Annotated in this window: 14 protein-coding genes; 6 read left to right on the forward strand and 8 right to left on the reverse strand. The window is 60.9% G+C overall.

Annotation, left to right across the window (positions count from 1 at the left end; all coding sequences use genetic code 11):
* Window positions 1–14: 14 nt before the first annotated feature.
* The 4 genes from I6I71_RS02000 to I6I71_RS02015 all read right to left on the reverse strand — a co-directional run bounded on the left by I6I71_RS02000 (window position 15) and on the right by I6I71_RS02015 (window position 4,140).
* A complete protein-coding gene (locus tag I6I71_RS02000; protein WP_201821897.1) occupies window positions 15–1,007 on the reverse strand; it encodes a decaprenyl-phosphate phosphoribosyltransferase in 993 nt (330 codons plus the stop codon).
* Window positions 1,004–1,540: a phosphatase PAP2 family protein gene (locus I6I71_RS02005; protein ID WP_201821899.1), complete on the reverse strand. Its 537-nt coding sequence runs from the start codon at window positions 1,538–1,540 to the stop codon at window positions 1,004–1,006. The genes I6I71_RS02000 and I6I71_RS02005 overlap by 4 nt, the downstream gene beginning before the upstream one ends.
* Entirely contained in the window at window positions 1,530–3,479 is a 1,950-nt protein-coding gene (locus tag I6I71_RS02010; RefSeq protein WP_330910984.1) for a glycosyltransferase, read from the reverse strand. The genes I6I71_RS02005 and I6I71_RS02010 overlap by 11 nt, the downstream gene beginning before the upstream one ends.
* A gap of 88 nt (window positions 3,480–3,567) precedes the next feature.
* Window positions 3,568–4,140, reverse strand: coding sequence for a TetR/AcrR family transcriptional regulator (locus I6I71_RS02015; RefSeq protein WP_201821901.1), 573 nt, complete (start codon window positions 4,138–4,140; stop codon window positions 3,568–3,570).
* 73 nt (window positions 4,141–4,213) lie between these two features.
* On the opposite strand from I6I71_RS02015, the gene I6I71_RS02020 reads away from it, so the two are divergent.
* The 3 genes from I6I71_RS02020 to I6I71_RS02030 all read left to right on the forward strand — a co-directional run bounded on the left by I6I71_RS02020 (window position 4,214) and on the right by I6I71_RS02030 (window position 6,887).
* On the forward strand, window positions 4,214–4,888 hold the full coding sequence (locus I6I71_RS02020) for a GAP family protein (protein WP_052205831.1): 675 nt from the start codon (window positions 4,214–4,216) through the stop codon (window positions 4,886–4,888).
* A 640-nt stretch (window positions 4,889–5,528) separates the two neighbouring features.
* Complete coding sequence (locus I6I71_RS02025) at window positions 5,529–6,095, forward strand: TetR/AcrR family transcriptional regulator (protein ID WP_201821903.1); 567 nt, start codon at window positions 5,529–5,531, stop codon at window positions 6,093–6,095.
* A 9-nt stretch (window positions 6,096–6,104) separates the two neighbouring features.
* A complete protein-coding gene (locus I6I71_RS02030; protein ID WP_201821905.1) occupies window positions 6,105–6,887 on the forward strand; it encodes an alpha/beta fold hydrolase in 783 nt (260 codons plus the stop codon).
* A 9-nt stretch (window positions 6,888–6,896) separates the two neighbouring features.
* On the opposite strand, the gene I6I71_RS02035 is transcribed toward I6I71_RS02030, so the two are convergent.
* Complete coding sequence (locus I6I71_RS02035; protein WP_201821907.1) at window positions 6,897–8,018, reverse strand: muconate/chloromuconate family cycloisomerase; 1,122 nt, start codon at window positions 8,016–8,018, stop codon at window positions 6,897–6,899.
* Between the two features lie 80 nt (window positions 8,019–8,098).
* Window positions 8,099–8,959: a catechol 1,2-dioxygenase gene (gene catA, locus I6I71_RS02040; RefSeq protein WP_201821909.1), complete on the reverse strand. Its 861-nt coding sequence runs from the start codon at window positions 8,957–8,959 to the stop codon at window positions 8,099–8,101.
* 256 nt (window positions 8,960–9,215) lie between these two features.
* Here catA and I6I71_RS02045 point away from each other — a divergent pair, with 256 nt between their 5' ends.
* Together I6I71_RS02045 and catC are read left to right on the forward strand one after the other, a co-directional pair.
* Entirely contained in the window at window positions 9,216–11,762 is a 2,547-nt protein-coding gene (locus I6I71_RS02045) for a helix-turn-helix transcriptional regulator (protein WP_201821911.1), read from the forward strand.
* A gap of 31 nt (window positions 11,763–11,793) precedes the next feature.
* Window positions 11,794–12,084, forward strand: a complete 291-nt coding sequence (catC, locus tag I6I71_RS02050; protein WP_052205826.1) for a muconolactone Delta-isomerase — start codon at window positions 11,794–11,796, stop codon at window positions 12,082–12,084.
* 22 nt (window positions 12,085–12,106) lie between these two features.
* Here the strand turns inward: catC and I6I71_RS02055 are convergent, their stop codons facing one another.
* Window positions 12,107–12,745, reverse strand: a complete 639-nt coding sequence (locus I6I71_RS02055; RefSeq protein ID WP_052205825.1) for a 3-oxoacid CoA-transferase subunit B — start codon at window positions 12,743–12,745, stop codon at window positions 12,107–12,109.
* The gene (locus I6I71_RS02060; protein WP_201821912.1) at window positions 12,745–13,488 is read right to left on the reverse strand and encodes a CoA transferase subunit A; all 744 of its coding nucleotides are present in this window, start codon (window positions 13,486–13,488) and stop codon (window positions 12,745–12,747) included. Before I6I71_RS02060 ends, I6I71_RS02055 begins: the two co-directional genes overlap by 1 nt.
* A 74-nt stretch (window positions 13,489–13,562) precedes the next feature.
* Between I6I71_RS02060 and I6I71_RS02065 the strand changes: the two genes are divergently transcribed.
* Entirely contained in the window at window positions 13,563–14,336 is a 774-nt protein-coding gene (locus I6I71_RS02065) for an IclR family transcriptional regulator (RefSeq protein ID WP_201821914.1), read from the forward strand.
* The last annotated feature ends 7 nt before the right edge of the window (window positions 14,337–14,343 follow it).

Consider the following 14,343-nt stretch of genomic DNA (forward strand, 5'->3'; position numbering starts at 1 on the left):
TTCAGACCGCATTATTACAGTGCAGTCCCACCCAACGCAGGCGCCACGTACACAGCCATAGCGATGCACACCAGCCACGCCACAGCCAGCAGCTGCAGCACGCGGTCCTCCAAAGCGATCTCATCAGGCGCGCCACCACGGCCACCGTCAACCTCAGCGGCGTAGCGCAGAATCGCAATCACAAACGGCACCATGGAGATCTGGTACCACAACGCCGGCGCACCACCCACGGCGGCGGACAGTTCAAAACCCCACAGGGCGTAGAAGATCACCACGGCGGCCGCGGACAAGGTCCACACGAAACGCAGATACGTCGGCGTATAGCCCTCCAGCGCCTTGCGGATCTTCGCGCCAGTCTCCTGCGCCAAAATCAGCTCCGCGTAACGCTTGCCCGAAGCCATAAACAACGAACCAAACGCCGCAACCAGCAGGAACCACTGCGAAAGCACAATGCCAGCGGCCACACCACCGGCCATCGTGCGCAGCATGAAGCCAGAAGACACCAGGGCGATATCAATCACCGGAATATGCTTCCAACCAAAGCAATAACCCAGCTGGAGCGCAATGTAGACGGAGATGACGGTGGCGAGGGAAGCGCCGTCCGTCGCAAAGAAAGACAGCCCCACCGCCAGCACAATCAGGATCACCGCCATGGCATACGCCAAATTGATTGGCAGCATGCCCGAGGCAATCGGGCGGAAACGCTTCGTTGGGTGCTGACGATCCGACTCCACATCACGCGCGTCATTGATCAGGTAAATCGAGGAGGCGCCGAAGCAGAACACCACAAACGCCAACGCGATATCCACAAAGGTGCGCGCATGCAACGCGTCCAAACCAGCCGCAAGCGGAGCGGCCAGCACCAGGACGTTCTTCACCCACTGCTTGGGACGAAGCCCCTTGATCATCGCATCCGGAAGGTTCTTCGGCGGCGTCTTAGACACCACCACATCCACCCCGGCCGTGTGCGGCTCAGGCCTGAGCAGTGGCTCTGGGGGCAAAGTCATCGCGTTCGCCTTTCTCCCTCAATCACAACCTTTGCTGACAGCGCACCCAACGCGGCACCCGCGAGCGTATCAGTTGGGTAATGCACGCCGAGCACGTTACGCGACAACATCATCACCGGAACCAAAAGCCACGGCCACTTCTTTCCGGTGATGTTGGCCAGGTGCGCAGCGGCGGCACCCGTGTTTGCGGCGTGGGAGGAAGGAAACGACAGCTGCGAAGGCGTCTTCACGCCAATCTTCACCCGCGAATCGTTCGGCCGCGGGCGACGCACGATGCGCTTGAGCACCACGGTTGCAGCATGCGCCGCAAACGTACCCACGCCCAACGCAACCCACTTCCTACTCTTCGCCTTTTCCCCAGCCGCGGCACTGGCAACAGCGCCCGTCGCCGCAAGCGCCAACCACCCAAGGTCGTGCTCGCCGAAGTGGCTCAGCACACGTGCGCCCTTGACGGTGGATGGGCAGTACAACGCGTCCTGGATGGCAACCAACAGGTCGGATTCTTTACTGGCGTTCTTGGATTTACTGCGCATCAAAAATCTTCCCCCAGTTCTCATGACTGCTCAGCTCCGGGCGAGCGTCACGATACGTGCGCTTCAGCTCAGCCCAACGCTCCTTGATCTCAGCGCGCAGCTGCTTCTGCTCCTCCACCAGCTGATCTGCCAACTTCTTGTTGCGCTTGCGGAAGGCCACGCCGGTACCACCAGCGGTGGACACGGTTGCGGAATCCACACGTGCCAGCGTGTACCAGCGAGCCTCCTCCGCTGTCAGGTTCAGCTGTGGTGCGTCCCAGTGGGAACGGTCTTCGTCCTTACGCAAGTGCAGCAACGCCTTCGCCGCCCACGGGATCTTCTTCACCTTGGCCAGGCGCCCGCCAAGCTTGTTGGTGGGCACGCCCGGCGCGCCGGTGGGCGCCGGCAGTTCGGTTGCAGACGGCAGAACCTGCGCATCCGAGTACTCCTTACGGATCTCTTGAATCCGAGGTAACGAGGATTCAAGGATGTCGAAGAGCTGGTCCGGGCCCTTGAGGAAGTCCCGCATCGCCTCGTTTTGAATAGCGATGGTGGAGTACTCCATGCAGAAGTAGTGCTTCGCGGTGGATTTCTGCATGTTCTTCAGCATCGCCTCTGGGTTGTCGGGCCCGTAGATGGAGGCGACGATGAGGCGGTTACGCATGTGGAAGTACGCCTGCCAGTCAATCGCGTCATCCTTATCCGCCCAGGCCATGTGCCAGATGGCAACGCCCGGCCAGGTAACCGTCGGAAAGCCTGCTTCCTTGGCTCGCAGGGCGTATTCGTTGTCGTCCCACTTGATAAACAGCGGCAGCGGCAGGCCCATCTTCTCCGCGACGACGCGCGGGAAGAGGTTCATCCACCAGCCGTTGTAGTCCACGTCGATGCGGCGATGCAGCGGGCGCGAGGTGGTCTTTTTCGGATCCAGGTCCTCTTCGTCCGTGCCCACGTAGCCGAGCGGGTACTTGGCAAAGTCGTGGTCGTACACGGCGTGCTTGGCGGCGGAGAACATGAAGATGTTCGGGTCCACGGTCTCACCCGTGGTGCGCAGCTGCGAGCGATCCTGCAGGTTCAGCATCTGCCCGCCCACCAGGATCGGTTGCTTGCCATAACGGGCCGCCTGCACCGCGCGCACGATCGAGTCCGGCTCAATCGCAATGTCATCATCCATGTACAGGATGAACGGCGCGTCGGTGCTGTTCAGCGCCTCGTACATGATGCGGCTGTAGCCGCCCGAGCCTCCCAGGTTGCCCTGGTGGAAAATTTTCAGCTTGCCCTGGAGTTTGGCTTCGGCTTCCTTGAAATCAGGCTCGTCCGCCGGGTGCTGGTTGCCCTGGTCCGGCATGAGCACATGGCTTATCGACGCCTCCACGTACGAGTCCTCACCCAACGCATGCAACGCGTTGACGGCGTCGCGGGGGCGGTTAAACGTAGGGATGCCCACCGCCACTTGTTTGGGTTGGGGTGGGACCACGGTGCCGTCGGCAAGCAACTGCTCCTGCGGAGCCTGCGGGGAGCACCACGCCGCATCGCTGATGCGCGTGTCCTCCTCGGCGGTGATGTCGAACCACAGCCAGCCGCCGTCCTCGAAGTTGCTGAGCTTTAGCGGGATTTCGGTGTACCCGGTGGCCTCGACGTTGGTGACGCTGACGCGCGTGCCGTCATGCTTCGAACGGTACACCGAAATCGTCGCGCGGCCCTGAACCGTCATCGCCAAGACGACGGTGTCCAGCTGCGACCAGCGACGCCAGTAGCTCGCCGGGAACGCGTTGAAGTAGGTCTGGAAGCTGACCTCGTTGCCAGCCGGGATGCTGAAGCTCGTACGGTCCGACCAGGTCAGACGCTGCTTGTTCTGCTCCTGCTCGATCAGGTACAGCATGCGCACATCGTGCGGCTCGCCCTTCTTCGGCATGAGCACACGCGCAAGCGTGTCTACCGCGAGGTTGTTGCTCGTTTCCACAGCTCTCACTTTCTATTGTGGGCAGTCGGAGTTAAGCGTAATCGCTCCAATGGTGATTCCTTGGTGTGGCTCGCGGTTCGGTGCGGGGCTAGCTGGAGAAGAGGAGTCGCAGGCCTTCGCGGAGGTCGGCCACGATGCGACCAGCTTCCGATTCAGGAACCCGCAGGTTGTCCAGCGTGAGGCCGTTGATCAGCGCGGTCACGAGGCGCGCCTTGGGCTTTGCGTCCTCCTCACCGCCCAGCGCAGCGACAACGCTGCCCTGAAAGTCTTCAAGCACCTCGGTGTAGAGCTTCGCAATCCAGCCCCGGGTTGCAGAGGCGGAGCCGTACGTGACCCAGATCGCGGCGTCTTCGGAACGCACCCCTCCGATCGGGAGGAGCTCGGCAAGCCTCGCCACCCAGGTTTCGAGCTCGCCTTCCCTTTCAGGAACTGCCGCCACCCGCTCGCTCTGGCGCTGGATGGAGCGGATGAACGCGTGAGCCAGCAGGGTGTCCCTGTTCGGGGCGTGGTACTGCACAGAGCCGGCGGCGAACCCGGATTCCTTCGCCACCTCCCGCACGCTCACGGCATCGAGGCCGCGCGTCGCGATGATGCGGATAGTGGCGTCGGCAATTGTCGCGGCCGATTCTGAAAACTGATGGTCCAGGGAAAAGTCATTCATGGTTGCACACCAGTCTAGATTCTCGTACATTCGTAAGGCGTAATACGTTCGTACGAGAGATCCGGAGATCCTCATGGGTTCAGTCATCCCCGTTGTTGGCTTGGCGCTGCTCGACAGCCTGAGCCTGGGCACCCTTGTTATTCCCCTCGCGCTCATCGTCCACTGGCGCGCCGTTAAAGTTCCGGCACTGACCACCTACCTGTTCACCGTTGCGGCGGTGTACTTCCTCCTCGGGCTGGGGATCCTCCTCGGATTCGCCGGTCTGGGCTCAATTGCCGAACGGGTCACGCAGACCGAGGTCTTTCCCTGGATCACGTTGATACTGGGCGCGGTCCTCGCGCTTTTCGGCATCTTCGGCCCCAACCCCAAGAAGCCCGAACCCGGGCAGTTGCCGAAACGCGCAGCCGGAGCCACAAGCAGTGTTCCGAGCATGGTCGCCCTGGGCCTCGGCGCATCTCTCACCGAGGCGGCGACGATGCTGCCGTACATCGCAGCGATGGGCATCATCGGCAGCTGGGATATCCCATCCGTGGCAAAGGCTGGAGCCGTGGGCATCTACTGCCTCATTATGATCGTGCCAACAGTTGCCCTCGCCACCTTGGCACTGCTCTTCGGCCAGAAGTTCTTCCCGCGACTCGAACGCCTCATCCCCCGCCTCGAGTACGAGGCAAAAGTGACGCTTTTATGGATCGCCGCCATCGTCGGCATCTACATGGTGACTCAGAGCGTTCCGGCGATCCGGGGTTAACCGGTCGCCCTTCCACCCTCGCCGGGATTTAGCCGCTGGGTTTGGCCGTAGGGTTTGGCCGTAGGGTTTGGCCGCAGGTCTTGGCAGTAGGGTTTGGCTGCAGGGTTTGGCTGCAAGCCCGTGTTTCCCACAGATCCGTCCAACCCGCCCGGGCGAGGCCAAAAACGCTCACTCTTTGGCGGGAAAACCACCCCCTCCCACCTGCACACTTTGCGTTTTGAAACGGTTTTACTTTGCATTTCGAAACGGTTTCACTTTGCGTTTTGAAATTTCGGAGGCAGCCGCAGACCCAGCCCCGCTCCAGCCCTGGCCCCGCCGAACTACGCCCTGGAAGTAACTCCGATTGAAGGAACCCGTTTGGAGGATCCCGTTTTCGCCGTCTTTTCGGGGTCTAAACGGGGTCCCGGAAACGGGATCTAGCCCACGAGGCACATTTAGGCACTCGCCCCACGCTCTCGCAAACCCCGAACGGAAGAGTACGGGTAGGCCGGGTTTTAGGGGTCTATCCGTAGTGTTCCGTTCGGGGTTTAGCTACAAGTCCGCGGGCTGTAGGCGCACGACAGCACAAGACGCGCGGCAGCTCACCTTAGAAACATGGCGTTGTTATGTCCTGGGCGGTAGGCGTCGTAAACTAGCGAGTATGCCCAAGATCACAGAGCCGACTGTCGCCGAGCACCGCGCCATGCAACACCGCGCGGTGCTTGAGGCTGCGGAAAGGTTGATCGTTGAGGGCCGCGGCAAGGTGCCGTCACTTGCGGAGGTCGCCGCTGAGGTTGGGCTGGCGCGCCCGAGCATCTACCGCTACGCGTCCTCGCAGCACGACCTGCTGGTGCAGCTTCTCATCACAGCAACTGAGGAGTGGAACGCGGAGCTTGAGGCGAAGATTCAACAGGCGCCGCCAGCCCCCAAGGAGCGCATCTGCGCCTACGTCGATGCAACGCTTGAGCTGTTTACGAAGAGCTCGCACGGCCAGCTCATGACGGCGGTGCAGCATATTCCGGAGGCCTTTGCGGACCCGGAGGTGCAGCGCGCGCATGCCGGATTCCAAACAATTGTGGCCAAATTTTGTCCTGGGGTGTCGGCGGTGGACATCTCGCTACTCAACGCCGCGATCCTGCGGGCGGCGGATTTTGCCAAGCACCCACGCAAACTCGCGGAGGCAAGAACAACGCTGCATACGATGGCAGTGGGCATTGTTGCTGGGTAGTCTTTGTTCATGACGGTTTTGCACTACGTGGATTTTGGCCCGACAAGCCCAACAGAACCCGAAAAAACGGTTGTTTTTCTTGGCTCCATTGCATCGACGGTGGACATGTGGCTGCCGCAGCTGAACGCGCTGGCGGCAGAGAACCGGGTTATTGCGATTGACCATCGCGGCCACGGCCTCTCCCCTGACCCAACCGTGGCACCGGGCGAGACCACCGTTGGGGACTTGGCGCAGGACGTGCTGGACACGCTGGATTGCGCTGGCGTGACTGAGCTCATTGTGGTTGGGCTTTCGCTTGGTGGGGCGGTTGCGCAATACCTCGCTGCAAACTCGGATCGCGTGAAAAAGGCCGCGTTTTTGTGCACCGCTTCCTATTTCGGTGGCCCGGAGAAGTGGAACCCGCGTGCGGAGCTCACTCGCGCCGAGGGCATTGCGCCGATGGCAGATGCGGTGGTTGGGCTTTGGCTTAGTAGCGCTTTCGCGACATCCCACCCCGCCACCAACGACGCGTTGCGCCGCATGATTTTAACCACGCGCGGTATCGGCTACGCCTCCTGCTCGGATGCGTTGGCAAAGTGGGATTTCACTGAGGACCTAGCAAAGGTGCAGGTCCCGGTGTTGACCATCGCGGGACCGGATGATGCCTCCACCCCACCGGAGGTGGTCCACGCGATTGGTCAGGCAACGGCAGGGCCTGCGACGGCGGTGACGCTGAGCGCCGGCGCTCACGTTCCTACCGTCGAGGTGCCTGAGGAAGTCACCCAGGCCCTGCGCGAGTTCATCGCCGCATAACGCGGGGAGTTACTTCCGCGTAAAGAAGTTGACCTTGTCCCAGTCCGGTTCCAGGCCCAAGCCCGGGCCGGTGGGCAGGCGGACTTCGCCGTTTTCGTACACCAGGTCTTCGGTGGTGTAGGACTCCTTCAGCAGAAGCGGGCCGAAGAGTTCGGAACCGAAGTTGATCGCAGGCGTTGCGCACGCGAAGTGCAGCGACGCTGCGGTACCGAACGGGCCTTCCAGCGAGGTTGCGCCGTGGCATGCAAGCCCTGCGGCCTCGGCAATCGCAGCGGTTTTCTTCGATTCGATCAGGCCGCCAAGCTTCGTCGTTTTGATCGCCACCACGTCAGCAGCCTTGTGCTGCACCACGGCCAGGGCGTCTGCCGGTGAGCACACCGACTCATCCGCCATGACGGGTACGCCGATGCGGGTGGTCAGTTCGCGCAGGGTGTCCAGGTCGTGGGCTGGGGTGGGTTGTTCGAAGAGTTCTACGCCGGCGTCGGCAAGCCTGGGCAAAAAGCGCAGGGAGGTGAGGCGGTCCCAGCGGGCGTTGACGTCGATACGCAAGCCCACCTCGCCATTGAGTGCGGCCGCAAGCTCGGCGATGCGCTTGGTGTCACGATCCGGGTCGCCCGCCCCCATCTTGAGCTTGAAGGAACGGGTGCCGAGTGTCTCGCGGCGCTCCTGGATCTCAGCCAGCGCATCCTCCAGCGGGAGCACGCCAAGCGCCCAGGTCACATCCACCGCATCCCGCGCGCGACCGCCAAGCAGGTCGCGTACCTGCACGTTCAGCGCCCGTGCCCACGCATCATGCATAGCAACATCGCATGCCGCCTTGGCAAAACGCATGTTGGCCACGGACCCCTCGAAGTCACGCAGGATGCCAACCAGGTCATGCACCTCACGGCCGATCATGATTGGGGCAAGATACTTTTCGACGATCACCTGCATCGTCTCAACCGACTCCCCACCCCACCACGGGCCGCCCGGCACCACGCCTTCACCAAAACCGGTGACGCCGCCCTCCAACGTGACACTCACCAGCAGGATCGGCTGCGCCGTTGCCGTGTACGTTGCAAAACCGTGGGGCCTAAACAGCGGGACATCTAGAATCCGCGTTTCAACTTTCTCAATGCGTAGATCACTCATCGTTTGTTCCTCACTGTTCTCACCGCTTCATTCATAGGAAAAGGCCCGCAACATAAGCGCGGGCCTTCATCTTTGAGGGATTACTCCTTGTCCAGGGCGAAGTTGTAGGTAACCTCATCCAGACCAGAATCACCCGGCTGCGGATCCAGAATCAGCTCCGGCTTCACAGCAGTAGCCACGTCATTATCCACGTACTCACCACCACGGAAGTACAGCTGCGTGGTGATCTCACGGAAGCCCGGCTGCTTCACGCGCAGGTGCAGGTGAGCCGGACGCCACGGGTGACCACCGTAGGACGCGATGAACCAGCCAGTCGGGCCATCGTGCGGAATCATGTACGGAGCCGGCTTGACGGTGGTGATCTCGTACTCACCGTTCTCATTGGTTACGATCGTGCCGCGCAGGTTCCACTCCGGAATACCCGGTGCGTACTGGGAGTAGTAGCCCTCCTCATCAGCGTGCCACAGCTCCACGGTTGCGCCACCCAGACCCTTACCGTCATTATCGGTGACTTGGCCCTTGAAGATCAGCTGCTCGGACTCGCGATCCGAATCACGCATCGGCATCTCAGTCTTCCACGGCAACTCCGGCGCATTCGGCACGTAGTACGGGCCCTCGATCGAACCTTTGGTGCCGGTGTAGTTGTGGCGGTTGTAGTTGATCTCTTCGATCTCGTGCTCGACGAACACATCCAGCCACAGCGGCCACTCACCGTACTCACCGACCTTGATCATCCAGTCCTTGAGCACGCGGTACTCGTCATAGGTCACCTGGTGCTTGTGCGCAACATCAGCAATCGCCTTCAGCAGGTCGGTGTAGATCTCGTTCGCGCGCTCCTTGGAGGTATCAGACTTGTAGATCTGATTCTTAAAGGCAGCAGTAGCGGCGTTACCAGAGCCGGCAGCGGTCGGATCCTCGTGAACCTGGTTGTTCTCAGTCATGGTCACTCCTTCGTGATCAAGAAAAGCGTTTCGGGCGGTTAGTAGTGGCGCGGACCACTTCCTGCAAGCAAGTGTTGCCCACCACACAGTGGAATACAAGGACTCCTCGCCCGAACCCTTGGCCCTAAACTCAGGCAAATGGGCGATAAGCTGCGGATTTACAACCCCTACCCCTAACCACTATTAGGCAGACCCCTAGGGGTAAGGGGTATCCAAACCGGAGCGGAAGAGGCCAAAGGCTGGCTAGTGTGAATGCATGTCCGATTCGATGTGGGACGCGTCCCAGGTAAGCCGCACCTTGGCGGATTATCTTGCGTCCCTTACCGCGGGCGAGGTGGTCACGGTGGTGCTTTCCGGGCACCGTGGCGCTGGCAAACGCTCGACCGTGCGCAAGGCACTGGTGCTTCTCCCGGAGTGGCAGTTGGTGCATCGCACGGCAGTGGCAGGTCAGGCGGTTGAGAGCTTTCTGTTTGATCACGCCACGCCGACCACCCTCTGCGTCCACAACGCCCACCTCCTAGACAAGGGTTGTGTGCAGGAGCTGCTCCGTATCCTCAGTGCCGATCCGAAACAGCCGCGTGCACTGATCTTGACTGTGGACGCCGTGGCCGACTGCGCCGATATCCGCTCCGCGGCAGACATGGCTTTTGACATTCCACCACTGGATACCGAACAGATCCAGCGTCTGGTGTCCAACCGTTTAGGCGCGGAAATCTCTTCACGCACTGCAACGGAGATCCGTCGCACCACTGACGGTATCCCCCACCTTGTGCAGCAGGTGTTGAGCGTGTACCCCGCGGACCACTGGCGCCAACCGGACCCAATGATTCGCATCCCGGAGCAGTGGCGTGAATCGCTGAACAAGCGTACCGAAGGCCTAGATATTCAGCCCTTCCTCCTTGCGGCCTGCTTGACCTCGTACGCGGACGCACCTCACTCGTTGGCCCTGCTTGAGTACCTTGTTCCCAACGCGCTGGAGCAGTTCTCTACTGCGGTCAACGCCGGCATCATCGAAGCGCATCTTGTAGACGCACAACGCTTTGTCTATTTCCGGAACATCACGGACCTTGCGGCAATGCGAGCGTCTGCAGATATCCCGTATATGCGAAAACTACATCAGCATGCTGCAGAGTTCTACGAGCAGCGCGGTGACATGGACGCCGCAACATTCCACTGGGCGATGGGGCGAACAGCCACGAGGTCTGAAGCATGCGAGGCGCTGTTGCAACGTGCTACTGGGCTTGCCAACGCGGGTCAATGGGAGGCCGCAGCGCGCTTCCACCTCCTTTCGGCTTCCATTGCATCGACTGTGGAAGAGGAGCAGCAGAGCAACCTTCGCGCAGTTGAGTCGCTTATCTCTGCTTCTGACATCAGGCAGGCGAAGCTCCATGCCTCGAACTTGGCGTCCTCGCTCAGTAACCCGCGCATCGATTCCATGCGTGCGTACCTGGCAATCCATGAGGGCAGGCAAAGCACCGCCGATCAGCTTCTTCATCGCGCTTGGGCAACGGAAGCAGATCCAAAGGCACGAACCGATGTAGCTGTCCGACGCGCCATGTTTCATCTGCATGAGTGGCAGCTAGATGACGTCCTTGCGTGGGATGCGCGAGCGCGCAAAGAAAACGGTGGTGCACCTGCAGCGGAAAGCTACTACCAAGCGCAGCTTGCAGAGAGCGCGCTCAGCGGTCGCGTCGCCCCCTTTGATCCTTTGCCCGATGAGCACCATGTCCTGGCATTTCGGCGGGAAATGATGCTGGGCTGGCTTTCCCTAGTTCATGACAACCCCTCGGAGACACGCCAGCGCCTCCAGTTCACCACCCGCATTGAGGGCTCCCACCGGATTTCACTGTGGATGGACGTCTGGCTCGCACGGGCGATCCTGCTGTTAGGGGAACCATTAGCTGCGCTTCGCGTGGTGGAGCGCGGCCTAAACCGCGTCGAGCAGTTCGGCCTGACCTTTCTTACCGGTCCACTGGTGTGGACGGGCTGCGCCGCTGCATCTATCTTGGGAGACCAAGCTCTGGCGCGAAACTACAGTCAGCGAGCAGGGCTGATTTACGACGTTTCGACGATCCAACGCATCACCTCCCTCATGGCCCAAATGGACACCGCCGTGTTATTGGGAGACGTCAGCGCTGGCGTGCGCGCCGGCAAACAGCTGACGAAGCTGCAGGACACCATCGATTTTTCACAGCCAGGGTTCTGGCCGTGGGAGGACACGTACGCCCGGCTCCTGCTTGCATCGGGCCACATCAAGACCGCTGAGAAGGTTGTGGAGGTAGCTGAGGAGCGAAGCGCGTCCAGCAGTATCGCTTCGGCCCGTGCACGCATCGCTGGGCCGAAGGCGCACCTGCTCATCCAGCGCGGCGATGTCAACGCGGGACTCACCGTGCTTGATAACGCCGTGGAGATGCTGCGGCCATTGCAACTGCCCTATTACGAGGCTCGATTGTTGTTGAGCATGGGGCAGGTGCTGCGTCGCGTCGGTAAGCGGAAGCACGCCGACGATGTGCTTGCGCAGGCTGGTGAACTGTTTTCTGCGATGGGTGCCGGCGACTTCCTGGCCATGGCGAACCGTGAGCGGCGTGCCAGTGGCCTGGGTCAGCAAACGCCGCAGTTCGCAGGCCTGACCCCGCAAGAGGAGGAGATCGCGCAGGCGGTGGCAGCCGGGGCAACCAACCGCGAGGTTGCAGATGAGTTCTACCTGTCTACAAAGACGGTGGAGTATCACCTGACCCGCGTATACAGGAAGTTAGGCATTCGCTCCCGAAGCGAGTTGCCACGTGCCTTGGCCAACAAGTAGTTCTCAAGCAATCAACCGAAAGGAAAACACCATGTTGTTTCTTGCCCGTATGGACGTGACGTTCCCCGAGTCACTCACCCCTGAGCAGGTCGCTGACTTCCAGGCAGCGGAAAAGCAGTACTCCGGGGACCTGCAGCGCAAGGGAACCATGAAGGGCATCTGGCGCGTGGTTGGCGAGTACGCCAACTACTCCATTTATGACGTTGCTGATAACGACGAGCTGCACCGCGTCCTGTCTGGCTTCCCCATGTACCCGTACATGAAGATCAAGGTGACCCCGCTTGCGGATCACCCCAACGTGACGGACGCAGTGGCGTACTAAACCGGCGTACTAAACCGGCGTACTAAACCGCTACCTCAAACGGTGCCTCGGTTGCTTCGCGGACAGACTCAACGGTCTCGCCCGGGGCAACCTCTACAAGGGTTAGGCCCTTCTTCTGATCAACCGTAAACACCGCCAGGTTGGTAATGATCACATCGACGCACTTTGCGCCAGTGAGCGGCAAGCGGCACTCATTGAGCACCTTGGAGTTGCCGTGCTTGTTCACGTGCTCCATGAGTAGGATGACCTTCTTTGCACCGTGAACCAGGTCCATGGCGCCGCCCATGCCCTTGACCATCTTGCCGGGGATCATCCAGTTGGCAAGATCACCAAACTGGGACACTTCCATCGCGCCGAGCACTGCAACGTCGATTGCGCGGGAGCGGATCATGCCGAAGGACGCCGAGGAGCTGAAGAAGGAACCGCCCGGCGCAACCGTAATGGTCTCCTTGCCGGCGTTGATCAGCTCCGGGTCAACGGCGTCTTCCTTCGGGTACGGACCAACGCCAAGGATGCCGTTTTCGGAGTGCAGCACTACCTCAATGTCCTTGGGCAAGTAGCCCGGGATCAACGTTGGCATGCCAATGCCAAGGTTGACGTACTGGCCGTTTTCCAGTTCTTGTGCAGCGCGTGCTGCCATTTCCTGCCTAGACCAAGCCATTATTCGCTCACCGTCCTGAACTCAATACCAGTCTCCTGCGGGCCAACGTTGACCACACGGTCCACGTAGATACCGGGCAGGTTGACTTCTGCTGCGGGGATTTCGTCTACAACTTCTTCTGCCTGCACGATCGTGATCTTGGCGCTCACGGCTGCATCCGGGTTGAAGTTCTGCGCAGTCTTGGAAAACACCAGGTTGCCGTAACGGTCCGCCTTTGCCGCGTGGACGAATGCGAAGTCCGGAGTCAGGGCGGTCTCCATCACGTACTGCTCACCGTTGAACTCGCGAAGCTCCTTCGGCTTGGAGTACTCGGCGATGGTGCCGTCCGGGTTGTAGCGGGTAGGGATTTCACCGGCGGCCAGCGGGGTGCCTACGCCTGCCTTGGTGTAGAACGCCGGGATGCCAGCGCCGCCGGCGCGCATGCGCTCAGCCAGGGTGCCCTGCGGGGTGAACTCCACGGTCAGCTCGCCCTCCAGGTACTGGCGTGCGTATTCCTTGTTGGTGCCCAGGTAGGAACCAATGGAACGCGAGATGCGCTTGTCTGCCAGAAGGAGGCCGAGGCCGAAGCTGTCGGTACCCAGGTTGTTGGAAATGATTGTGAGGTCGCGGGCGCCTTGGGCACGTAATGCGTCGATAAGCCGGGCGGGGATGCCCACCAGCCCGAAGCCACCGACTGCAATCGATGCACCGTCTTGAATATCAGCGACCGCTTCCTCCGCTGAAGAAACCACCTTGTTGATCATGTGGCCATCCTAACGCCAGTTCGCGTGTTGCACAAGGGTTCACAATGTGAACTTTATGAGGTAGGCTCACAATCATGACAGAGAGTGACGTACAACTCGTCCAAAGCTTAAGCCGCGGACTTGCGGTTATCCGCGCGTTCGACGGCACTCGCCCACGCCAAACACTCGCCCAAGTTGCGGAGGTCACCGGTCTGCCGCGCGCTACCACGCGCCGCTTCCTGCACACACTGGTTGCAGAGGGCTTCGCGCGTACCGACGGCACCGTGTTCTGGCTCACCCCCAAAACCCTGGAGCTGGGCTACTCCTACCTGTCCAGCCTGGGACTTCCCACAATCGCCCAACCGCACCTGGAAGCGCTGTCGCACCAGTTGAACGAATCGTGCTCCACGTCCGTTTTGGATGGCACAGACGTGGTGTACGTGGCGCGTGCGGCGGCGAACCGGATCATGAGCGTGAACATCACCATCGGCACGCGCTTCCCGGCGCACGCCACGTCCATGGGTCGGATGCTGCTGTCCGGCTTAAGCGAGCAGGAGCTGGATGCGTACTTGGCTGGTGTGACGCTGAAACACCTCACGCCGCGCACCATCACCAACAAGCACGAGCTTCAAGCAGCAATCCAGAAGGCTGCCGAGCAGGGCTACTGCATCGTGGACGAGGAGCTAGAGCTTGGCCTTCGCTCGGTGGCCTGCCCAGTAACCAACGCCCACGGTGAGGTGGTTGCGGCGGTCAACGTTTCGGCACACGCTGCAGCGTATTCGGTTGACCAGTTGCGGGAAACGCTGTTGCCGCCGCTCAAGGAAGCAGCGAGTGCCATTTCCAACGACATTATTACGACCAAGAAATGAGGAAGAA

Source organism: Corynebacterium riegelii, from assembly GCF_016728505.1.
GTDB lineage: Bacteria > Actinomycetota > Actinomycetes > Mycobacteriales > Mycobacteriaceae > Corynebacterium > Corynebacterium riegelii.